The 23,853-nt window shown below is 43.9% G+C and carries 19 protein-coding genes; 13 read left to right on the forward strand and 6 right to left on the reverse strand.

What is annotated here, in order from left to right; genetic code table 11:
* Window positions 1–17: 17 nt before the first annotated feature.
* From H3001_RS10900 to H3001_RS10910, 3 genes are all read right to left on the reverse strand, one after another.
* Window positions 18–1,172, reverse strand: coding sequence for an OmpA family protein (locus H3001_RS10900; RefSeq protein WP_181214931.1), 1,155 nt, complete (start codon window positions 1,170–1,172; stop codon window positions 18–20).
* A gap of 85 nt (window positions 1,173–1,257) precedes the next feature.
* Complete coding sequence (locus H3001_RS10905; RefSeq protein WP_181214932.1) at window positions 1,258–2,121, reverse strand: helix-turn-helix domain-containing protein; 864 nt, start codon at window positions 2,119–2,121, stop codon at window positions 1,258–1,260.
* 325 nt (window positions 2,122–2,446) lie between these two features.
* Window positions 2,447–3,733 carry an O-acetylhomoserine aminocarboxypropyltransferase/cysteine synthase family protein gene (locus tag H3001_RS10910; RefSeq protein ID WP_181214933.1) on the reverse strand — a complete coding sequence of 429 codons (1,287 nt, stop codon included), beginning with the start codon at window positions 3,731–3,733 and terminating at the stop codon, window positions 2,447–2,449.
* 219 nt (window positions 3,734–3,952) lie between these two features.
* Here H3001_RS10910 and H3001_RS10915 point away from each other — a divergent pair, with 219 nt between their 5' ends.
* Window positions 3,953–4,426: an Lrp/AsnC family transcriptional regulator gene (locus tag H3001_RS10915; RefSeq protein WP_181214934.1), complete on the forward strand. Its 474-nt coding sequence runs from the start codon at window positions 3,953–3,955 to the stop codon at window positions 4,424–4,426.
* A gap of 124 nt (window positions 4,427–4,550) precedes the next feature.
* Here H3001_RS10915 and H3001_RS10920 read toward each other — a convergent pair whose 3' ends face one another.
* Window positions 4,551–6,245 (reverse strand): Na/Pi cotransporter family protein, encoded by a 1,695-nt coding sequence (locus H3001_RS10920; protein WP_181214935.1) that lies wholly within the window; start codon window positions 6,243–6,245, stop codon window positions 4,551–4,553.
* An 82-nt stretch (window positions 6,246–6,327) separates the two neighbouring features.
* Here H3001_RS10920 and H3001_RS10925 point away from each other — a divergent pair, with 82 nt between their 5' ends.
* Entirely contained in the window at window positions 6,328–8,001 is a 1,674-nt protein-coding gene (locus tag H3001_RS10925) for a nucleoside kinase (protein ID WP_181214949.1), read from the forward strand.
* A 140-nt stretch (window positions 8,002–8,141) separates the two neighbouring features.
* On the opposite strand, the gene H3001_RS10930 is transcribed toward H3001_RS10925, so the two are convergent.
* Window positions 8,142–9,500, reverse strand: coding sequence for an MFS transporter (locus tag H3001_RS10930; RefSeq protein WP_181214936.1), 1,359 nt, complete (start codon window positions 9,498–9,500; stop codon window positions 8,142–8,144).
* Between the two features lie 159 nt (window positions 9,501–9,659).
* Here H3001_RS10930 and H3001_RS10935 point away from each other — a divergent pair, with 159 nt between their 5' ends.
* The 3 genes from H3001_RS10935 to H3001_RS10945 all read left to right on the forward strand — a co-directional run bounded on the left by H3001_RS10935 (window position 9,660) and on the right by H3001_RS10945 (window position 11,978).
* Window positions 9,660–10,211 (forward strand): DUF3332 domain-containing protein, encoded by a 552-nt coding sequence (locus H3001_RS10935; protein ID WP_181214937.1) that lies wholly within the window; start codon window positions 9,660–9,662, stop codon window positions 10,209–10,211.
* A 200-nt stretch (window positions 10,212–10,411) separates the two neighbouring features.
* Complete coding sequence (locus H3001_RS10940) at window positions 10,412–11,047, forward strand: hypothetical protein (RefSeq protein ID WP_181214938.1); 636 nt, start codon at window positions 10,412–10,414, stop codon at window positions 11,045–11,047.
* On the forward strand, window positions 11,040–11,978 hold the full coding sequence (locus H3001_RS10945) for a transglutaminase domain-containing protein (RefSeq protein ID WP_246368562.1): 939 nt from the start codon (window positions 11,040–11,042) through the stop codon (window positions 11,976–11,978). Before H3001_RS10940 ends, H3001_RS10945 begins: the two co-directional genes overlap by 8 nt.
* Window positions 11,979–12,095: 117 nt before the next feature.
* Here the strand turns inward: H3001_RS10945 and H3001_RS10950 are convergent, their stop codons facing one another.
* Window positions 12,096–13,103: a class II fructose-bisphosphate aldolase gene (locus H3001_RS10950; RefSeq protein WP_181214939.1), complete on the reverse strand. Its 1,008-nt coding sequence runs from the start codon at window positions 13,101–13,103 to the stop codon at window positions 12,096–12,098.
* A gap of 401 nt (window positions 13,104–13,504) precedes the next feature.
* On the opposite strand from H3001_RS10950, the gene H3001_RS10955 reads away from it, so the two are divergent.
* From H3001_RS10955 to H3001_RS10990, 8 genes are all read left to right on the forward strand, one after another.
* Window positions 13,505–13,756 carry a type B 50S ribosomal protein L31 gene (locus tag H3001_RS10955; protein ID WP_181214940.1) on the forward strand — a complete coding sequence of 84 codons (252 nt, stop codon included), beginning with the start codon at window positions 13,505–13,507 and terminating at the stop codon, window positions 13,754–13,756.
* 90 nt (window positions 13,757–13,846) lie between these two features.
* Window positions 13,847–15,589 carry a tetratricopeptide repeat protein gene (locus tag H3001_RS10960; protein ID WP_181214941.1) on the forward strand — a complete coding sequence of 581 codons (1,743 nt, stop codon included), beginning with the start codon at window positions 13,847–13,849 and terminating at the stop codon, window positions 15,587–15,589.
* 98 nt (window positions 15,590–15,687) lie between these two features.
* Window positions 15,688–16,038, forward strand: coding sequence for a DUF3244 domain-containing protein (locus tag H3001_RS10965; protein ID WP_181214942.1), 351 nt, complete (start codon window positions 15,688–15,690; stop codon window positions 16,036–16,038).
* A 22-nt stretch (window positions 16,039–16,060) separates the two neighbouring features.
* Window positions 16,061–17,971, forward strand: coding sequence for a hypothetical protein (locus H3001_RS10970; protein ID WP_181214943.1), 1,911 nt, complete (start codon window positions 16,061–16,063; stop codon window positions 17,969–17,971).
* Between the two features lie 9 nt (window positions 17,972–17,980).
* Window positions 17,981–19,339: a radical SAM/SPASM domain-containing protein gene (locus tag H3001_RS10975; RefSeq protein WP_181214944.1), complete on the forward strand. Its 1,359-nt coding sequence runs from the start codon at window positions 17,981–17,983 to the stop codon at window positions 19,337–19,339.
* A 10-nt stretch (window positions 19,340–19,349) separates the two neighbouring features.
* A complete protein-coding gene (locus tag H3001_RS10980; RefSeq protein WP_181214945.1) occupies window positions 19,350–19,532 on the forward strand; it encodes a hypothetical protein in 183 nt (60 codons plus the stop codon).
* Window positions 19,533–19,700: 168 nt separating this feature from the next.
* Window positions 19,701–21,986 carry a carboxypeptidase-like regulatory domain-containing protein gene (locus H3001_RS10985; RefSeq protein ID WP_181214946.1) on the forward strand — a complete coding sequence of 762 codons (2,286 nt, stop codon included), beginning with the start codon at window positions 19,701–19,703 and terminating at the stop codon, window positions 21,984–21,986.
* Between the two features lie 29 nt (window positions 21,987–22,015).
* The gene (locus H3001_RS10990) at window positions 22,016–23,731 is read left to right on the forward strand and encodes a carboxypeptidase-like regulatory domain-containing protein (protein ID WP_181214947.1); all 1,716 of its coding nucleotides are present in this window, start codon (window positions 22,016–22,018) and stop codon (window positions 23,729–23,731) included.
* Window positions 23,732–23,853: the final 122 nt, after the last annotated feature.

The following is a 23,853-nucleotide window of genomic DNA, read 5'->3' on the forward strand; positions in this document are numbered from 1 at the left end:
TTTCATTTTATCGTTTTTTATTCATTTTCCTGTATCGTACAGATACTCACCCGGTTCCAGTCGGCTTCCGAGAACATGTTTCCTACCCCCTGTCCACCGGCAGTAATGCGTTCCGCACTGATACGGTACTTCTTGACAAGCAGGCTCATCACCGCATTGGCACGAGCCTCAGCGATGCGCGCATTCACTTCCGCACTGCCTTCCGGCGAAGCATATCCCTTGATGACCACCCTGGCATCCTTATGATTATTCAGGTAAGTCGCAATCCGTTCCACGTTAGGCAACTGAGAAGCATCAATGGTCGATTTTCCCTGACGGAAAGTCACTACCGACTCCAGCGTCTTGGCCGTCTCCACCACCGTCTGCACCTGCGGTTTCCGGTTGCGGCAATCCTCCAGTTCCCGGTTCAGCTGCACAATCTTCTGATCGGCCAGAATCAGGTTGTTCTGAGCCACCGACAGTTCCTCCCGTCCGGCACGTACCTCCGCACGCAACGCATTGATATCCTGGTTCAACGCATCAATCTCAATCGGGTCGTAGGCCCTGACCTTCGTGAAATGATGCTTGCCGTTGCTGTTCTTGAAATGATACACCACTCCGGCAGTAATCTCCACACACGCATTCTGCGCATTGAAACGGCTCTGATGCTCATCGAAATCACCCTCCATGTTATACACCAGCGCCGGTTTCAGTGCCAGCGTCCATGCACGCTTCTCTCCCAGGTTGAAATTCAAGTTCATCCCCAGTTTGGTAGACCATGCATTATAGTCGCCCGGACCATTTACATACCCATGCAACCATCCGGCACCCAGTACCGCCTCCAGTTCAAACACCCGCGGACGACCGTGGTAACCGCCCAACAGATTCATCAGGTTGAACTTACCCAGCAGACTGACATTCGAACCGTCAAAAGCCGTCCTGCTGTCAGTGATGTTGATATAGCCCATACCTTCCACTCCCAGTCCGAATCCCGGTGTAACCTGCTTGGAAAGTTCCAGTCCCACTGCCGGGCGCATGTCCTTCAGGAAATTCCCGCGCGAGAACGGAGTCAATCCCCCTCCCGACACTCCGACCGACCAGTTGTCAAAAAACTTGTTTCCATCAATCAATGTCTGAGAATAAGCATTCATGATACCCATTCCCAACAACAAACACATTAATCCTTTTTTCATACTTCTCAATAAATTAAGATTCAACTATCGTTACAGTAAAGGCAGCGCCCCTACCTGAACACACCAAACACCTTCGGGCTTCCGCCTATGCCAGGTTCTCGCGCCGGCGCACCTCATTCGGTGCATTACCGATGTTCCGCTTGCAATACGCCGTAAAATGAGAAAACGTCTTGAAATGATACTCCAGCATAATCTCCTTGATGGGCTGCCGCGTCTTTTTCAGTTTATACTCTATCTCACTCGAAGTCTGCTTCTGCAGCCACTGGTAGGGAGTAGAACCGTGAAAACAAATCTTGAAAAGCTGGTTGAAGACAAGCATATTGTACCCGCACGCCATGGCCAGTTCCTTTGCCGTACGGCAAGTCTTGTAATGCTTCATGACCGAAACAAAGAACTGCACGTCCTTCGACAGGGCATCCCGGAATATCTGAATCAGCTGCTGCTTGCTGTAGCAAATCTTGAACAGAGAGAAAAGCTCACACTCCTTTGCCTGATGAAGTTCCTGAATCTCCACGTTCATCTTCATGTAATCCACCAGCGAATGCAGGTAAGAAAGCATCAGCGGATACACCGGGAAAATATCTTTCTGAGACACCTTCTCCGTCGAAGTATCGCCCAGATATTCCAGTACCCGCGTATAGAAATAAGGCGCTATGACGTTGCAGGCATACACCACGATATGCACATTTTCTATCGCCTTGATATTACATTCATGAAAATGACTGATAAAGAACAACTCATTTTTCGTAATCAGCTTCGGCATGGAGTTCGCCTGATTATTAGAGAAACGCAGTGTCCCTTTCAGCACAAAGCAAATCTGGAACTCCTGATTTTCGTTCAGATTGCTGATACTCTCACCTTCGTTGACAGTATACGACCTGAACTGACTGAATTTAGACAATACCAAAGGGTCACGATATAATTTCTCCAACAAAAACAATACGTCCATAAATTATAATGTATCTTGAAATAAAAAAGCCTTATTTTTCTTCTAATAAGAGAAAGAAACAGGGAAAAAGGGCCATTGCCGATTTATTAAAAAAACAAAAAAATACCACTTTGCAATCCATCTTTTTCCGACGCTTCGGGAGCGTATTGTTTATGGAGAAACAAAGAAAAGCATACGCCATCGCATGCCGATATAAGTTTAAACCCGCGTACGGAGGCCGTATAACCTCCGTACGCGGGTTTCATCACTTTCCCATGCAGGTTGTCCGACCTCCGTACGAAGGTTCAAGACCCCCTGCAATCATTCCGTAAATAATTTCCTTATGTCATACCTTCTCCAAAGCCTGCCCCAGATCAGCCAGCAAGTCGTCTACATGCTCCAGTCCTACAGAAAGCCGGATGGTTCCCGGATAAATCTCCTGTTCGGCCTTCTCCGCCTCGCTCAGCTGCGAGTGAGTGGTGCTCGACGGATGGATAACAAGCGATTTCGCATCGGCCACGTTCGCGAGCAGGGAGAAAATCTGCAGGCTGTCGATGAAACGGTAAGCCTCGTCCTTTCCTCCTTCAATGTCGAACGTAAAGATGGAACCTCCTCCTTCTCCGAAATAACGGCGGTACAACTCATGTCCCGAATGCTCCGGCAGCGACGGATGGTTTACCTTCTTCACCTTAGGATGACGGTGGAGGAAGTCTACTATCCGGAGCGCATTGGCAACGTGCCGCTCCACCCGCAACGACAAGGTCTCAAGCCCCTGCAGCAACAGGAATGCATTGAACGGACTGATGGCCGCACCCGTATCGCGGAGCAGTACCGCCCGGATTCTTGTCACATAAGCCGCCGTTCCTGCTGCCTCCGTAAAGCGAAGTCCGTGATAGCACGGATCCGGCTCAGTAAACTGAGGGAATTTTCCGGAAGCCTGCCAGTCGAACTTTCCAGAGTCTACAATCACTCCTCCCAGCGACGTCCCGTGTCCTCCGATAAACTTGGTGGCCGAATGTATCACCACATCGGCCCCGTATTCGATGGGGCGGAACAAGAACGGAGTGGCAAACGTATTGTCGATGATCAGCGGAATACCGTGCCGGTGTGCCACCTCGGCCACTGCCTCAATATCGATAAGGTTGGCGTTGGGATTTCCCATGGTTTCTACAAAGACCGCCTTCGTGTTCGGCCGGATAGCCTCCTCAAAATGCGCAGGCGAAGAAGGATCGACAAAAGTCGTCGTCACCCCGTAAGGCTCCAGCGTATGCGCCAGCAGGTTATAGCTTCCTCCATAGAGGGTACGTGCTGCCACCACGTGGTCACCGCTTCGGGTGATGTTCAGAAAAGTATAGGTCACGGCTGCCGCTCCCGATGCCACGGCCAGTGCCGCCACCCCTCCTTCCAGTGCAGCCATCCGCTGCTCGAATACCGTCTGTGTAGGGTTGCCGAGGCGACTGTAGATATCTCCCGGGTCTTGCAGGCCGAAGCGTGCGGCCGCATGCTCCGCATTGTCGAAGACGAACGAAGCCGTCTGATAAATAGGTACCGCCCTGGCTCCTGTAGCCTTGTCGGGACGCTCCTGTCCCACATGCAACTGTAAAGTTTCAAAACGCAGTTTTCCGTTTGCCATATTCAATCAATTTTTAGGGTTTTACAAAACGATGAACTCTTCCGCGATAGACTTCCAGACTGCCCGGACAGGTACTTTCATCGGTTGCAAAGTTATCCTGCATAGCAATATCATCCAATATTCTTTTATTTTTTGGAATAATACACTATATTTGTCCGTATAACTATTTATTTTATCTGATAATCCGTGTATAAACCCCTTTAAACAGAATATTATTCCATGAGCAGCTATTTGGAAAAACTGGACAAAGTAGACTTACAGATACTCCGTACCCTGCAGGAGAACTCACGCCTGACAACCAAAGAACTGGCCACACGGGTGAGTCTGTCTTCCACCCCCGTGTTCGAACGCCTGAAACGCCTGGAGGCCAACGGATACATCAAAAAATACATTGCGGTACTGGATGCCGAGAAGCTGAACCAGGGCTTCATGGTATTCTGCAAGGTCAAGATGCAGCACATGAACTACGACATTGCCGTCCAGTTTGCCGAAATCATCTCAGGCATACCCGAAGTTACCGAATGCTACAACATCTCGGGCAGCTTCGACTACCTGCTCAAGATACATGCCCCGGATATGAAATACTACCAGAGCTTCATACTGAACGTGCTGGGAAGAGTAGAGAACCTCTCTTCGCTCGAAAGTGTCTTTGTAATGGACGTCATCAAGCACGAATACGGCATACACATCTAGCAGCGGAGACCGGAGGCACGCATCCTCCCTCCTATAACACACAGGGGCTGTCTCACCGCAATGAGACAGCCCCCGCATCCTCCGCCAGCCGGACCCGGAAGGCGGATTCAGGAACTTTTCCGGCTTACGCCTTTTTCTCTTTTACATCCGAATGTGCCTCGACCACGTTCACCACGTAATCTCCCAGTTTCTCACATTCAGCGATAATATCCATATAGTGTACCCCCATCTGGTAACTGTATTCTTTATTGTTGACGTCAATCACGTTCTGGTTCTTCAGCTGACTGCGGTAGTTGTTGATTTCATTCTCGATATTGAACGAACGGTTGACATCTACCTGACGGTGTGTATCCTCTACCAGTGCAATCATCTGTGTGAGGGCGTCATCGGTAAGCTGGAACATCTGATGTATGTGCTCATACTGCTTGGGAGTAAAATCGGTATCTCCCCTGCGCTTGCGGTTGATGGTACGTGCCAGGTTATAACAGCTGTCTCCGATACTTTCAATCTCGGTAACCTCACGCAGCATTTCACGGATCTGCAACTTACTTTCCGAGCTCAGTCTTCCTTCCGACACCTGGTTCAGGTAATTGGCAATTTCCACCTCCATGTTGTCACTGATGTTCTCATATTTCTCAATCCGGCTGAAAAGCTTGTTGAAATCATTCTCGTTCTCCGTATGCAGCAGGTCGCGCACCATGCGGAACATCCGCTGTATCCGTTCGGCAAACAGATTGATTTCCTTGCGTGCCTGCAGGATAGAAAGTTCTGCCGTAGAGAGCATACCTCCGGTAATGAACTGCAGACGGTATTCCTCTTCCTGTTCCTTCTGCGGTACCACCTTGCAAACGGTTTTCTCGATAAACTTCACGAACCAGATCAGGATCAGTACGTTGCAGACATTGAAGCACGTATGGAAAGCCGACAGTTTGAATGAGACAGCCACACCTCCGGCCTCACTGATATTCATGAAGTCGGCAATGATCCAGTCGACCATATTCAGGAAAGGCTCGAAGAGACACAGCACCCAGACCACTCCGAAAAGGTTGAACATCAGATGCGCCACAGCCGCCCGCCGTGCCTGGGTATTGGCCGTCAGAGCCGCCAGATTCGCCGTAATCGTCGTACCGATGTTCTCTCCCAGTACCAGAGCCGCTCCCAGTTCAAAGCTGATCCATCCGTTGGCACACATGATCAGCGTAATAGCCATCGTAGCCGCCGAAGCCTGCACAATCATGGTCAGCACGGCACCGATGAGCACGAACAGGATGACAGAGAGGAACCCCATATCCGTATAATTCTGTACAAAGGCCAGCATATCCGGATTATGGCTCAAGTCGGGCGCATTCACTTTCAGCAAGTTAAGTCCCATGAAAAGGAAAGCAAAACCAAAGATAAACTCCCCGACCGATTTACGGGAACTTTTCTGAGAAAACAAAAGTGGAATACCAATCGCCAGAAGAGGCAGCGAGAAGGCAGAAATATCAACTTTAAATCCTAGGGTAGAGATGATCCACGCAGTCACGGTAGTACCGATATTGGCTCCCATAATCACTCCGATTGACTGGGAAAGCGTAAGGAGTCCTGCGTTTACGAAACTGACGACCATAACTGTCGTTGCCGAAGAAGATTGAATCAGGGCAGTAATGAGCATACCTGTCAGTACACCGGTCACCCGATTGGTGGTCATTGCAGTCAGGATACTGCGAAGACGGTCGCCCGCAAACTTCTGCAGTCCCTCACTCATGATTTTCATTCCATAAAGGAAAAGCGCCAGCGATCCGAGCAGCGCTAAAAAATCATAAAAAGTATATTCCATCAGTAATTAATTAAGCTGGAGATAGGCTTATAACTTTTTATTGCGTAAATTACCTGCCTATTCAACCATGTTAGTAATACATATTACAATTATGCTACAAATATATTGCAAAAATAACAATTTAACAAAAGAATTCCCTGTGGGAAGTTCTCTTTTGGACATTTACAGCGGCCTGGACCTGAATATGCCCTATGGTCCGGTCAGCGCCAAGGTCAACAACAAGGTAGAAGGGCTTAATTTCCGGGTATATTACAATAAAGACGTAGAGTTTCTCGACATTACCAACCCCTCGGGAATGCGTACCTATGTGCGTTCGCTCTGCTTCATCCTGGTAAAGGCTGTAAAAGACCTGTATCCTACGGGCAGCATCTCGCTCGAACACCCGGTATCGAAAGGATATTACTGCCACCTGCACCTCGACCGCAGCATCGGACTGGACGACGTAAGCCGGATCAAGCAGCGGATGAAAGAGCTGATAGCGGCCGACCTGCCTTTCGAGCGCATTGAATGCCACACCGAAAAAGCCGTCGGCCTGTTCCGCTCACAGGGCATGGAAGACAAGGTAAAACTGCTGCAGACCAGCGGACAGCTCTATACTTTCTATTACCGGCTGGAAGACTGTATCGATTACTATTACGGCAGCCTGGTTCCCAGCACGGGATACATCCGCCAGTTCGATATCGTAAAATACTACGACGGACTGCTGCTGCGCATTCCCGACCGCCAGCATCCCGAAAAGCTGGAAGAGGTAGTCAAACAGGAAAAAATGCTGGAAGTCTTTCAGGAATACCGCCGCTGGAACCAGATTCTGGGAATCAGCACCGTAGGCGATTTCAACATTGCCTGCAACGCCGGACATGCCACCGACCTTATCAACGTATCGGAAGCCTTGCAGGAAAAGAAAATCGCACAGATAGCCGACGAGATTACGCACCGTAACCAGAACGGACAGCGGGTGAAACTGATACTGATCTCAGGCCCGTCGTCATCGGGTAAGACTACCTTCAGCAAGCGTCTCAGCATACAACTGATGACCAATGGCATGAAACCGTATCCCATCTCACTGGACGACTATTTCGTAAACCGGGAAAACACCCCGAAAGACGAAAACGGAAATTATGATTTTGAATCGCTGGAGGCACTCGACAGACCGTTCTTCGAAGCACAGCTGAAAGACCTGCTCGACGGAAAGGAAATAGAACTTCCCCGCTTCAACTTCACTACCGGAAGACGGGAAATGAGCGGAAACAAACTGAAAATCGATGAGCACATGGTATTGATTCTGGAAGGCATCCACGCCCTGAATCCGGCGCTGACTCCGAACATTCCGGCCGAAAACAAGTTCAAGATTTATGTATCGGCACTTACTACCATCCTGCTCGACAACCATAATTATATCCCGACTACCGACAACCGGTTGCTGCGACGGATCATCCGCGACTACAAATACCGGAACTATTCGGCCGAGGAAACCATCTCACGCTGGGGCAGCGTACGCAAGGGAGAAGACAAATGGATTTTCCCGTATCAGGAGTATGCCGATGCCATGTTCAACTCGGCCCTGCTGTTCGAGCTGGCCGTACTGAAAGACTATGCGGAACCCATTCTGAGGAAGGTACCCAACAACCGGCCCGAATATTCGGAATCCCACCGGCTGTTGCGCTTCCTGGAATATTTTGTATCGGTTCCCGACCAGGAAATCCCGCCCACCTCACTGCTGAGGGAGTTTCTGGGAGGAAGCAGTTTCAGGTACTGACATGCATCTGCCGGAACATATCTCCGGCACCCCTTCCGGAACATCACCGGCCCAAGGCCCTGTAAAGCATCAATGCCGCACCCCCGTAAAACGGAAGTGCGGCATTGACAGTTTTTATAGGCCCGGACAGGACTCCGGATTTATTTGATATTAGCTTCTTCGAGCTTGTATCCGTACTTACGGTCGGCCAGTTTCAATGCAAAGGCAATGAACAGCGACAATACCGCAATACCGGTGAAGATACACATCGGCAGCGTATAGTCGTAAAGATTGGCTCCCGATTCGGTCTTACCTACCACACAGAACTCTTTGAGCACAGCCCCTATCAGTGTAGGAATTCCCCAAAGACCGATATTCTGGATAAAGAAAATCAGTGCATAAGCCGTTCCCAACTGGTGTGAAGGGAAGATTTTGGCAACCGAAGGCCACATGGCCGACGGCACCAGCGAAAAGGCGATACCCAGCAGAATCATCAGCAGGATGGCTATAAAAGAACTGGTGATGAACGGAAGTGCGTAAATAAGGTGTACGCAAATCAGCATGAAAGATCCCAGCATCATGATAGAAGCTGCCTTTCCACGCTTGTCGACCATACCACCGAATACCGGAGTCAGGAACAATGCTCCCAAGGCCGGCAGACCGGCAAAGAATCCGGCTACATTCTCATCGATGCCATATTTACTGATCATCAGCTCTGAAGCGAATTTCTGGAAAGGGAACACACAGGAATAAAACAGCACGCACAGCAATGCAATCAGCCAGAATCCCGGGTTAGACAGGATCTTTGCCACATCACGGAACGAGAACTTTTCTTCGGGTGACGCATCCGGTTCGGCTTCTATCTGACGGTCGAGCTTCTTGTCGAGCACAGAGAAAGCAAAAAAGGCAATCAGTCCTCCTACCAGACAGACCAGACCGATCAGCACCGGTGTAGTAATCTCATAAGAACGGGAAATAGGAATAGCCACGGCATAAGCAGCCTGCGAACCGATACGCGCCAGTGCCACCTGCACTCCCATCGCAGTAGCCATTTCTTTTCCACGGAACCATTTTGCAATCATCTTGGTCACGGTAATACCTGCCACCTCGGCGCCGACACCGAAAATAGAATAACCCACAGAGGCAACAAACACACTGATGCGGTAACCCATCACCATCGCCTCATCATCTACCATACAGGTCATGGCATAATATTCCAGTCCGGTACCCAGCACCATCAGTACGGTAGCCAGCTTTCCGGTAAACCGGATACCGAAACGGTCAAGAATCAGTCCTCCCCAGATCAGCATCAAAAAGAATACATTCAGAAAGCTGTACGCGCCGGTATACAATCCGAACGCACTGCTGTCCCATTTCAGTTCGGTTTCGAGCATGGTCTTCAAAGGCGCCACCACATCGTTCACATAATATGCCGCCATCATTGTAAAGGCCACAATGGCCAAAGCGCCCCAACGCACGGCCCGAGAATCATTCAATCTTTTCATTTTTGTTTCTTCCATCGTTATTATATTATTAATTTTCCTTTCATCTTTGATAAAACGTGACAAAGATACATTTTTTCAGCCGTTTTTATTTCATTATTCAAAATAACTTCTAACTTTGTAGTATCCTAATTATATAAAAAAGCAGATATCATTAACTTATTAAAATATCAAGCCATGAGAAAGACTAAAATAACAGCAATCTGTGCCATATTGAGCGGAAGTTTACTTTTTTCTTCCTGCATTGGTTCATTCGGTCTGTGGAGTCAGTTGAAAGACTGGAACCAGAGTTTGGGCAACAAGTTCGTAAATGAGATTGTATTCCTGGCCTTCCATATTGTTCCTGTATACGAAGTGGCATATTTAGCCGATGTAATTGTACTGAACTCCATTGAATTCTGGAGCGGTTCCAATCCGGTTGCGGAAGTCGGCACCGTAAAGACAGTCAAAGGAGAAAACGGAGAATACCTGGTACGCACCAATGCCGACGGCTATACCATCACCAAGAAAGGTGAGGAAGGTCAGTCAGTCGATTTGGTCTACAATCAGGAAAACCGTACCTGGAATGCTGTATACGAAGACAAATCATACGAGCTGATTACCATGAACGAAGACGGCACCATCACGTTCAAGCAGAAAGACGGTACCCCGATGACAGTCACTCCCGACCTGATGGGTGTATCTGCCATGCGTGCCCAGAACGGCTCACTGTTCTTTGCTGCAAGATAAGCGTTGTCTTTTCAACCTGTGATACTGCGTCCGATGAATCTGCCGCAAGATTTATCGGACGCTGCTCTTTTATATAAAGAATAATTACTTATCCGGCAAACATTCCGGGCCCTACCTTTGTTATATATAAATTAAAAAATGCTGTCCTGCATTTCAAGACACAGAAATACTAGACTTACATTTACATATTCAAGAATTTTATGAGAAAACTACCCCTGTTGGCACTCTCAGTGCTTATGTGCGGCATGCTTTGCTCCGGATGCGAGAAAAAAGAACCGGAAATCCCCAAGGCACCGGAAAAGACCGAAGAAAAGGATTCAGAAAAAGACCCGGAACAGACCGGTGACACCACAGAAGAGAAAACACCGGAAGAGGAAAATCCACAAACCACTCCCGAGCAGATGAGTGAACTGTTCAAGAAACTGACCAACGGAGTATTACGTGGAGAACAGGCAATAGATGTCCGTGAATTCCACATTCCCCAAACCAAGGCCGACAGTATCTATCAGCAGTTTCTGGCAGAAACCCCTTTATTGTTCCACCTGAAGATGAGCGGAAATATCGGATACCGGACCGACATAGACAATCCGGAAAACCTGAAGGCCTTCCTCCCCCGATATGCCGTAAACCCCAGCCATATGCAGGATGTATTCCCGCAGATGGAAGAAAGCCTGGCCGAATACTATTCACAGCTAGACTACAGAATGACAGCACCCGAAATAGCCTATACTCTTTATCAGAAAGTATGCAAGGAGGTCATCTACGGACAAATGAACGAAGAATATCCCCTATCTGGCATACAGTGCCTTCTCGGCTGTAGGAGTCTTCCTGCCTAAAAAAGCAGTCTGCCAAGGATACAGCCTTTCTTATTCACTGCTGATGAACGGCATCGGAATTACTACAGACTACGTTACCGGTCAGGCCACGAACACTCAGGGACATGTATGGAACCGGATTTACATCGACGGAAACTGGTATCATGCAGATGCAACCTTTGACGATGCAAGCACGCAGAGGCAGAAAAACATGAGCAGCATCAATAAATATTTTCTATGCTCCGACGAACTGTTCTACACGGCATTCGGACATCCTAGGCCCCATACCAATCTGGCGCCACGGATTTACCTGAAAGCCGGCACCCGATTCGACGATGAATCGTGTGTAATAAGACGGTACGACGCCAACAACCGGATAACCAAGACCGAAGCCCTGTATGCCGATGGAAACTGGTATTATGTATCCCAAAAAGACGAAAAGATGGCAATCATAAAGAGCGACTTTTCAGGAAGCCGCCGGACGGTACTAAGGCAACTGCAAACCGACTCCAGAGCGGGTATTATAGACAAATTGAAACTTACTCAAGATCGGATTTACTTCATTGACCACCTGGACGGCAGCTATCACATCTGCTCAATGAACTACGACGGAAACGATTTCAGAAAGGAGAAAAAGATTTCGTTTATAGAAGCATCTTACGATAAACTGAAGTTCACACAGGACGAAAGTCAGCCAATCCATGTATACAAAGGAACGGTATCGCTGAAAGCGGAACTGCTGCTTGCCCGGCTGAGACTGCTTTATTACCATGGCGAAGACGATTACTTCAATCTGGAACAGCCTCAGGCCAAAGAACTGGAACAGCTGATCCGGAAAGCCGAAACCTTCTTGAACGACAAGCATACCGATGAGACACAGGCCGACATGCTTGCCAAGGAACTGAAAGACAAACGGAAATCATATACCGTACCCTTATCCATAAAACCCTGACAAGGCTCAGGCAGAATCGGGAAAAGTCCCATAAAAAAAAGAGTTGCTCCTTCACGAAGAAAAGAGCAACTCTTTTACATTTATAATATAGGTGTATAAAGTCTATATCAATTTAAATTAGCAGTTAGCCAATTTATTGTCAGAACCCAAAACGTTCAGGATTTTGTGCTTGTACAGTTTTTCCATGTTGTCACGAGCCGGGCCCAGGTATTTACGTGGGTCGAATTCAGCCGGTTTTTCAGCGAAGACTTTACGTACAGCAGCAGTCATTGCCAGACGAGAGTCTGAGTCGATGTTGATCTTGCAAACTGCAGATTTAGCAGCCTTACGCAATTCTTCTTCAGGAATACCGATAGCAGCTTCCAGTTTACCACCATACTTATTGATAGTATCAACTTCGTCCTGAGGAACAGAAGAAGATCCGTGAAGAACGATAGGGAATCCCGGAAGTTTTTCCATTACAGCATCCAATACTTCGAATGCCAAAGGAGGAGGAACCAGACGACCAGTTGCCGGATCAACGTGGCACTGTTCCGGTTTGAATTTGTAAGCACCGTGAGAAGTACCGATTGAAATAGCCAATGAATCGCAACCTGTACGAGTAGCGAAGTCGATAACTTCTTCAGGGTTAGTATAAGTGTGGTGTTCTGCACAAACTTCATCTTCAACACCAGCCAATACACCCAATTCACCTTCTACAGTTACATCGAACTGATGAGCGTATTCTACAACTTTCTTAGTCAAAGCTACGTTTTCTTCGTATGGCAGGTGAGAACCGTCGATCATTACTGAAGAGAAACCTGAGTCGATACAGCTCTTGCAAGTTTCGAAAGTATCTCCGTGGTCGAGGTGAAGAACGATTTCAGGATGTTCGCAACCCAATTCCTTAGCGTATTCTACAGCACCCTGAGCCATGTAACGCAACAAAGTAGCGTTAGCATACTGACGAGCACCTTTAGAAACCTGAAGGATTACCGGAGACTTTGTTTCAACTGCAGCCTTGATGATAGCCTGCATCTGTTCCATATTATTGAAGTTGAAAGCAGGGATAGCATATCCACCTTTGATTGCTCTGGCAAACATATCTCTTGTGTTAACCAGACCTAAATCTTTGTAATTAACCATTGTTGTAATTTTTATAATTGTTAGTGATTAAATTCTATGTGCAAAAATACGAATAAATGAATCAAATGCCTTCTTTTCACTCATGAAAATGCAGGATTAAGGTGTATTTTGACCTAAATCAATGCCGATAATGACAATTGAAGGACGGTCTGCAAACTGCATGTTGCAAACAGAAAGCATAAAAAAGCCGGTAATTGCCGGAATGACGGATACTCAGAAAGGACAAAAGAAAGCAGCAAAGCACTAATATACAGAAGCAAAAACAAAAAAATAGCAAAAAACTTTTTCTATTTCAAATAAAAGCAGTATTTTTGCAATCCGAAAATAAAACCATTACACACTCGTGTTACCACCATATTTAATATAAACAAGCTAATAATAACAATAAAGTATATACTGAAATGAAAAAAGGCATTCATCCTGAAAACTACCGTCCGGTAGTATTTAAAGACATGTCAAACGGTGACATGTTCCTGTCTCGTTCAACTTGTGCTACAAAAGACACAGTAGAATTCGAAGGCGAAACTTATCCTTGTGTTAAGTTGGAAATCTCCAGCACTTCTCACCCTTTCTACACTGGTAAGTCTAAACTGGTTGACACAGCTGGACGCGTAGATAAGTTCATGAGCCGTTACAACCGTATCAAAAAGTAATTTTGACTACGAATCATGCATAAGAAAAACGGTCGGTCTCCTAGTGGAAAACCGACCGTTTTTTTATCCCTTACTTTAGCCACGCCTACTATGACAAAGCCACTTCTTTCCCTTCTTCTCAGCCTTTCCGGAATACTGGTGGTCCTCTTTACCGGATGCCGACGGCCACAGCCCTACCCTGCCGCCATGCAGCAGGCCATCCGTCTTATTGAAACCCGCCCGGACAGTGCACTCCTCTATCTGCAAAAAATAGAGCATCTGAACGAAGAGCCTGAAGAAACCCAAATGTACTACCACCTGCTCTGCATCAAGGCGAAGGACAAAATGGATGTCCTCCCCACCTCCGACAGCCTCATCAACCGGATTGTAGCATATTACGAAAGTCATCCCGACAAAGAGCGGCTCACCGAAGCCTACTACCAGCAGGGAGGCGTATATCGTGACCTGCATAATGCCCCACGCGCCATAGCGTGCTACCGCATGGCAATTACAACGGGGCAAGGCGGAAGCAACAAGACACTGATGGGGAAAATATACGGACAAATGGCCATTCTCTTTGCCTATCAGGGGCTGCACAAGGAAAGTATGGCAGCAGCCCGACAGCAATATGCTTATGGGGATACTGCAGGTAATTTCTGCGGCATGGCTTTTGCATGCCGTGACATGGCACGCATCTACCACCTTTCTGCACAGATAGACAGCGCTATCCTTTCTTACCGGAAAGGGTATGAAATAGCCATTGCCCACCAAGATTCAAACACAGCCTACTCCATTCTTTCAGAGTTGGGAGGAGTTTATTTCGAAGAGAAACAGAACGATTCTGCCCGTGTCATCTTACAGAGAGTGCTGAAGTATTCACCATTCTCCAATGTATGCAAAATGCTAGGTGAAATCTATCTACAGGATGAAAAGATTGACTCTGCCGAATATTACCTGCAAACAGTATTTAAGGAAGGAGATACCTATAACCAAATAGGAGCATATCATGCCCTAAGCCAAGTAGCCGCATATCGAAAAGATTATCCTAAAGCATATCAATATGAATTAAAGGCGTACCAACTACAAGACACGATCCGGCAAATCACAAAAACGGAAGAGGTAGCCAAAGCCAATACCCTTTATGACTATCATCTGACCGAACAAGAAAACTTTCATTTAAAGGAGCAGACTATCCACCAGCAAATGACCATAACCGGACTCATTCTCTCTCTTGGCATCCTGTTTTCTGCCGGAGGAGGAATTTACCTGCACATCAGACAAAAACGCCAAAAAGCAGAAGAACAGGCCAAACGCCTCTTACTTATCCAAGAAGAACATTACCGACAGACCCAACAAAATCAACAGCAGCAAGAGCAACAGATAAAGGAACTCACCGAACAGCTTCAAGTCGCTATCCGGCAAAACGACAAGCTAAAGCAAGCTCAACTGGAAGCCCAGAAAGAAGCATTGGAAAGTTCCCAGCAGTTCCTTCACACCATAGAGTCACAAGAACAGCGCATCGCACACTTCAAGCAGTCGGATATCTATCTGCTGTTTCACCGCGCCACAGACAGTCGCGACCTGAATCCGAATGACTGGGAAACCTTACAGTGTGAGATAGACAAGGTATATCCCCAGTTTACCCACCGACTACTGATGCTCTACCCTCGCTTGTCAGCCAATGAACTTCATATTTGCCACTTGGTGAAGACAGGAATTCCAGTATCGCAGATTGCACATCTGCTTAACCGCTCCACTTCTGCCATTACGGTAGCTCGTGCACGTATGCACAAAAAGCTAACCGGAGAGGAAGGTTCTGCTGAAAAAACCGACAAAATTATACTTGATTTATAAGCAGTTACAAAATGTAAACAAAATGCAAACTCATTTTTTGCACTTGTTTCTTCATAACTTCTACTTTAGCAACAAATCAAAAAAACACAAAAGAGATTATGAAAAAACAAGTGCTATTCAGTTTGCTATTCAGCTTACTTACTTTAATCAGTGCAGATGCACAAACCTTTTTCACAATAGAAAATAATTGGAAAAACACTTCAAATAAGGACCGGAATTCTCCGCTCTTATCTATAGAGAAAGGACAACTGACTATCTCATCAGACAAAACGATAGAAGGACTCTGTATAAAAATAAAAGACACTACAGGGCATTTAATTTCTCAAGAAGAAATCTGTCTTGCTGCCAATTCCCCCCACCTCATACCTACCGAAACCTTATCACCCGGAAAGTATTTAGTAGAGATACGAAAAGGAGACAACTACATATTAGGATATCTTGAAAAATGACCTTACAATCCTGCACAATACTATGAAAAAAGCACTATACATAGGCGTCCTAATTCTCGGTCTGTTTACCTCTTGCCTATCTTCCGGCAGTGACAAACTTGCCTATGCCCTAGAACAAGCCAAACAAAACCGAGAAGAACTATTCAAAGTATTGGCACACTATCAAAATGATGCCGATACCTTGAAGTACAAAGCCGCTATTTACCTGATAGAAAATATGCCCTACCAGTATAGTAGCCTCAACACTGATCGGACAAAAGTAGAAGCAGCCAAAACAGCATTTCTGAAAGACGGTTTTATCCATCCGGACAGCCTTCAGTCTCTTCTTACCCAATGCCGTAATTTCACCATAGCAGAAGATTTGAAGACCATAAAATCCGATTACCTGATACGAAATATTGACATGGCATTTGAAGCATGGCATAAAAGGCCGTGGGGCAAGCATTATACCTTTCAGGAATTCTGCGAATACCTGCTTCCCTACCGAGCTACAAACGAAGAACTGGAAGAATGGCGCACTACCTTCCTCCAACAATACAGCTATATATTAGATTCACTATATACTGGTAGCGATGTTATCGAAGCTGCCAATGCAGTATGCAAGGTACTAAAAGAAGAAGGGTATATCCACACCATGACCTTCAATCCATTGGGAACTGCCTCTCCTCTGTTTATTGCCAAGCATCGCATAGGTGACTGTACTGATGAGTGTAATTTTACCATTTTAGTAATGCGGGCATTAGGTATTCCTATCCAAAAAGACTTCTATGCCTATTCTCCGGAAACTTTCAGTTCACATGGCTGGTGTGTAGTATTGGACACGACCAAACAAAATGTCCCTTTATTCTACTCGGATTTCTTTGCCCAAAGAGGCAGCATGGAAACTGACCCTCGACGTAAGTGCAAAGTATACCGACGTACCTATGCTCTTCAGGATGAATTCCTCTCTTTGCTGAACGATAAATCCATACCAGACAACCTGAAAGACCCACACCGGAAAGATGTATCCGATGAATATTTTCACACCGAACTCACTCTTCCCATAACAGATACCGGTAAGAACTATTATTTGGGAACTTTCAAACGAGAGCAAATCATCCCCATTATCAAAGGGGAAATAAAGGAACATGCCGTTACCTTCGGAACAGTAGAAGACAAGAACATTTATCTACTTCTTTCCGGTACACCCGAGCATTTAACATTAGAAAGCGCCCCATTCATTTTCCTGCATAATCATGTACATTACCTGATACCCGACACAGCCAAGATGAATAAAGAACTACTTTACCGCAAATATCCAATGCCTGTATGGAACAAAGAGCGCCTGTACCGAGTACTCCATGCCCGTTTTTATGCAGGAGATACGCCTTATCGAATAAGCCGTAAACTTTATGAGATATGTGATACACCCTATGTATGCTACAATCGTTATCCTTTGGAAAGCAAGCTGCGATACCTCAAATACATTGCCCGTGATAATGTACCTGTGGAATTGGCCGAACTTCATTTCTATGACAATACAAAGGAAATAAAGCCTCTTCATATGGAAGCCGGAGAAGCGTATGATTCACGCGATCCAGCCATGCAATTAAGCAACTGTTTTGACCATGATCCATTGACCTATTATCTGTCGAAACACAAGGGAGACTCCATCATATTCGATTTTGGAAGAGAAGTCCACCTGACTCATGCAATATGCGTTCCCCGCAACGATGATAACTTCATCCGTATCGACGATGAATACGAACTCTTCTATTTCGACCACACAAAAGGATGGATTCCAATACTGAAACAAGTGGCTACAGAAGTTACAATGCCTTGCCAAGTACCCGATAATGCTCTACTTCTACTCAGAGACCGTACCCGGGGACAGGAGGAGCAAATATTCTATTTTCAAAATCACAGACAAATCTATATTAACGATATACAATAAAATAACCTTATGGGAACACTTAGAACATCATCCTACATGATTCCAGTTAAACTGGAAAGTGAAAAAGGGAAATATATGCTAATTCATGGATACACAGGCGCTATGGATATTGTTAGTGAAAGTATTGTATTATATCTAAAAAATAATGAAATAAAAAAAATTTCAAGTCTGACATTACAAGTTTTACAGAAGAGAGGATATATTACAAATAAAACAAAAGAAGAAGAAATAGAATATGTAGAAAGGGTAGCTCAAGCATTACATAAAAGAGATGAAATTTTGCATAAAAGTTTCACATGGGTTGTTACCTATAACTGTAATTTTAGGTGTCCTTACTGCTTTGAAAAAAGAGAATATAAAGATTCGTCACATCGCATTGTTCTTACAAAATCTCAAGTGGACCAATTGTTTAATGCCATGACTGAAATTGAACCAAGGAAACAACTTCAAGCCCCTGTAATAACATTATATGGAGGCGAACCTTTATTGAAAGAAAATAAAGAAATAGTGACATATATTGTTCAGGAAGGTCGAAAAAAAGGGTATAAGTTCCATGCTATAACTAATGGATATGATCTAGATTCTTATTTGACTTTATTAGCACCTGATTTAATTACTCTGCTTCAGATTACAATTGATGGAACAAAGAAAAAACATAATCAAAAGCGAAAACATTTTGAAGATTTTAATTCTTTTGACAAGATTATTTCTAACATTAAATTGATTTTTGAAAAAGGATTGAACGTAGATATTCACATAAGAGTAAATGTGGATAATTATAATTTAGAAGATTTTAGGGATTTATATTCTTATTTCAGGCAATTAGGATTCTTAGCCCATAAAAACTTTAAAGTGTATTCTGCATTAATTCAAGATAATAAAGAGGTCAAAGAAAATGATAAAAATGATATTGATTTTTTATCCGAATCCGAGTATTTAAAAAGACATGAAAAGATGGGTACGATTACTGTTTGTGCAGGATATAATACAGTTTATAAAAAAATAGAATATTCGGTTACAGCTAAAAAGTCCTTACCACTAACAGCTGTGCATTGTACTGCTCAAACTGGAGAGTATGTATTTTCGCCATTAAAAGAAATTTATCCATGTTGGGAAGTTGTTGGGGATAAAAAGTTCCAAATAGGAACTATTAAGAATAATACCATTAGCTGGAATAAGAATGAATTAAAAAAATGGCATACCCATGATGTCACTTCTTCGTCTTGTAAACATTGTAAATATGTCTTTTTGTGTGGTGGAGGGTGCTTAGCAATGAAAAGCAATCAGTGTAATTTATTTAAGAGAATGATAATAAAAGCCGTAAATACTGTATATAATAGTGTTTATGCGAATATGTTTAATAAATAAAGTTTTAGCTATGATTAAAGATGAAATCTTTTCAGTAAACTCAGATTTTTCAGAGTTTGATCTTCAGCAATTAGAAGAACGTTTGGAAACAGACCCTCTAGTGTCTGGTGGATTATTAGATTTAACGGATGATCCAACACCAACTTGTTTGTTTCGCTGTCCTCACTTGCAGAATTGTGAACTACAATGCTAACTAAGTGCTGTAACAGAAAATTAAAATCTATTTAGATTAAGATTGATTGAGCGACCATTAAATGATATTTTGTTCGTACAACATATGAATTTAGATAACAAATATTAAAACGAGGCAAATTATCTGTTCAATGGTCGCTTTTAATAATTTTAAATTAAAAAGTTATTAATGAAAATATTAGGTTTAACTGTTTGGTTTTGGTTGTTTTATGTACTTCCTATGATTTCTCAAGTATTGGTCAAAGGTAATGTGAAGAGTGAAAACAAACAAGAAGTAATTTATGCTTCCATTCAGCTATTACATCCCGATTCTTCCTTTGTACAAGGAACCATAACGGATAGTATAGGTAACTATTGCCTGCAAAATGTATATTCGGGTGATTATCTACTTTTTGTAAGTTCTATGGGATATATACCGCAATGGCATATCTTTAGTATAGGAATCCAAGATAAGAAATTACCTTTGCTTACGCTGAAAAAGGATAATATATTATTGGATGAAGTAGTAGTAAAAGCTTCTTCTTTTGTTCGTCAAAAAGATCGGGTATTAATTATCCCAACTGAACAACAAGTAAAACACGCTTCTACAGGATATGATCTTTTGTATAATCTGATGATTCCGGGAATGTCTGTCAATACACAAAAAGGCTCGGTAAATACATTGTTGGGAGAAGCTACCCTTTATATAAATGGGCAAAAAGCTGACAACAAAGAAATACATGCTCTTCGTCCTAAAGATATTGAAAAAATAGAATATTTTGAAATGCCTACGGGGAAGTATGCAGGTGATAAAGCCTCGGTCAACTATATATTGAAAAAGAAAAACACAGGTGGTTATGTTGCATTAGATGGGATGCAAACTATCGGGTATTTGGGAGGCGACTACAATGCCAATCTAAAGGTTGTGTACAAAAGTACCAGCTATACGCTATTTGCCGGTCACTCCATGGAGCATAATGATGGGATACGAACAGATAAAAAAGAAGTTTTTTACTTCCCAGAGCAGGAAATAAGCCGTACAACCCATGTAGATGATGCAGAGCTGAATAAGAACAAACAATATGCACAACTGAATATTAATAACAACAATGATAAACGGACATTAGCTGGAAAAATCTCCTTTGTCCATCAAAGCATGCCGGACAATTATAGTAAAAGTGTCATTGAATATGATAATACTCCAGTTAATGATATTAGTGCAAAAACTGAAACAACCCAGACTGCCCTAATGCCAAGTTTAAATTTATATGGAAGTTTTAAATTGGGACAGACGCAGTTTTTGAATGTTAATTTAACAGCTACTTATACAAACAATGAGTATATACGAAAGTACACGGAAAGAAACTACTTTTCTCATACGAAAGTGGACGAAAGTTTATACAATATTACGTTTTCAACAGATTATAATATCCAGTTAAAACACAACAACTCTTTCGGATTAAACTTCAGCCATTTACATTCTATTTCTTCTGCCACATATAAAGAAGATTTTAAGGAATGGAGTCATTTATGGACAACTGAGACTTTATTAATGGGACAATACAATCAAAGCATCGGAAAAATATATATGAGTTTGCAGTTTGGAGGTGATTTACTGCAATATTGTTTGCATGGAAATGAAGCAAAACGTTACCTGTCTCCTCATGCTAATATCTTATTGAACTATCAGATAAATTCCGAAAACTCTATATTGTATGGATTGAATACAGGAAATTCCAATCCACCTATGGAATGGATAAATAATGTGAATCAAGAATTGGATTCATTGTCTGTCAAACGGGGTAATCCGCATCTGGAAAGGACCAATTATTATAATAGTTATTTGGTTTATAACCACCAGACAGGAAAAATCAATCTGCAAGTGGCAGGGCTTTATTTTGGGGCTATAAACAGTGTTTTCAGTGATTACTATATAGAAAATGACAAACTGGTGAATACATTCCGTACTGGAGGAAATTTTCATCAATTAAAAGGTTCACTCGCTGTTACTTACAAGATAATTCCTAGTTTACATATTAAACTGCTAGGATTTTATCGTTATAATGAAATTACGGGAAAGGTAAAACAACATAGAAACGAATGGGGAGGAAGCATGGATATAAACTATTACTGGAAAGATTTTGCATTTAATATACACGGAAAATCTACGGGAAAAACATTAGATAATTATCCCGCTTTCGTAGATACCCCAGCAAATTATGGTGCATTTGTGCGTTGGAATCATAAAAATTGGATGGCAGAAGCCGGTACGGACAATACATTTAGCAAACACAACCAAACTAAAATGTATATGGATATGGGGGTATATCGTTTTCATAACAGCTCTTATAGTGAAACGTATCAAAAAACAGGTTATATCAAAGTAGCTTATACATTCGACTTTGGAAAGAACACTTCTAAAGAACAGCGTAATATTAACACTACAATAAACAGTGCAATATTGAAAGCTGAATAATATGAATCTACATAAAATGAAGAATAGATATGAAAAAACGAATCTGCTTGCTTATCACCTGCTTCTCCTTTATGAGTGCCTACTCTGCCAATCATAAAGTAACCGGAAGTATAAAAGACATAGAACAGAACTCCATACCGGCAGCCACCATACGGATACTGGCTCCAGACTCCTCTTTCGTCAAAGGAAGCGTGACGGATGAGAAGGGAGAATTCTGTCTGGATAACATCAAGAAGGGGAAATATATTCTGTCTGCCAGTTGCATCGGATATACCAACCGTTTTCTTGACTTTGAAATGCCCGACAAGGATTATGAACTACCAACGGTCATACTAGAAGAAAACAATGTGATGCTGGAGGGAGTCACCGTGACAGGCGCATCTGTCATACAGAAGAAAGACCATTTGCTGATTATTCCCGACAAGCAGCAGGTAAAGCATGCATATACGGGATATGATTTATTGTATAATCTGATGATTCCAGGAATCACCGTAGAGAGAAGACAGAAGACGGTATCTACCTCCCGGGGACAGGCTACGTTATATATCAATGGCGTAAAGGCTGATTTCAGGGAAGTGCAGAACCTGCGCCCGAAGGACATCGAACGGATTGAGTTTTTCGAAATGCCTACCGGACAGTATCTGGGAGATGCTGCCTCTATCAATTATATTACCAAGGAATACAAGACGGGGGGATATATCTCACTGGATGGGGAGCAGCTGTTCGGATATCTGAGTGGAGACTATAACATCGCTTCAAAAACATCGCACCACAACACGGATTATCTGCTGTTTGCCGGATATAACATGAAAAAGTATGACGGAACAGATACGGAGAAGGAAGAGATGTTTGCACTGGATGTGCCGGTTTACCGAAATGCTTCGACCGAGGATGCGTCCTATAAAAACAACCAGCAGTACGTGCAGTTCAAGGTGAATAACAGTAACAGCAAAAGAACCTTGTCGGGAAGTGTTTCTTTCGTACATAACCAGACACCGCACAACGACCTCGGTGAACTGCTGACATATACGAGTGAAACCGGGAATCAGGCTATCCGCTCCGTAGAAACTACAAGCCAGAAGAACTACAAGCCGGCCGTATCTCTGGACGGTACTTTCTATCCCAGCGACAGACAAAGGTTGCACATCCTGCTCAACTCCTCCTATTCAAGGAACGAGTATCTGAGAAACTATACGGAACAGGAACGGATGTACAACACCGATGTAAACGAGGACCTGTATTCGGTAAGTGCAATTGGGATATATAACATCAAGCTGAGACATCACAACTCCATAGGAGGGAACATACAGCATTATCAGAATATCACTTCTTCCGAATATACCGGAAATACCTTGTCTTCGCAATACCTGCGCATGGGAGAAACGATGGCGTTTTTAAGCTATACACAGGATATTGGAAAGAAGTTCACCTTCATGGTTTCGCCAGGGGTATCGCTGCTGAGGTATAAGCTTAACCACAACAACGAGGACAAACACAGTTTCTGGAACTTCAGGACGAACGTGGGGTTGCGTTATCAGTTCACCCCCAAACACCAGCTGTTCCTAAGTATGGCCATCGGCAATGAGCAGGCGGACATCAGCTACCTGAATTCTGTAAGTCAGGCTGTGGATTCACTACAGGTTAAAAGAGGAAATCCTTATCTGGACAATACAAAAATATACAGCTATTTCTTGCAGTACAGGGCACAGGTGAACAAAGTCAACATGCAGTTTGAACTTAAATAGAGTTTATATCGAATAATTGATTAAAGCGTTCTTTGACTTATCTTTGTGGTCTAAAAAGTTCAATTGATGTATTATGACAAGATTCGCCACCGTCATAGCCAAGTGCTTGCAGCGACAGGATT

Source organism: Phocaeicola faecicola (genome assembly GCF_013618865.1).
GTDB lineage: Bacteria > Bacteroidota > Bacteroidia > Bacteroidales > Bacteroidaceae > Phocaeicola > Phocaeicola faecicola.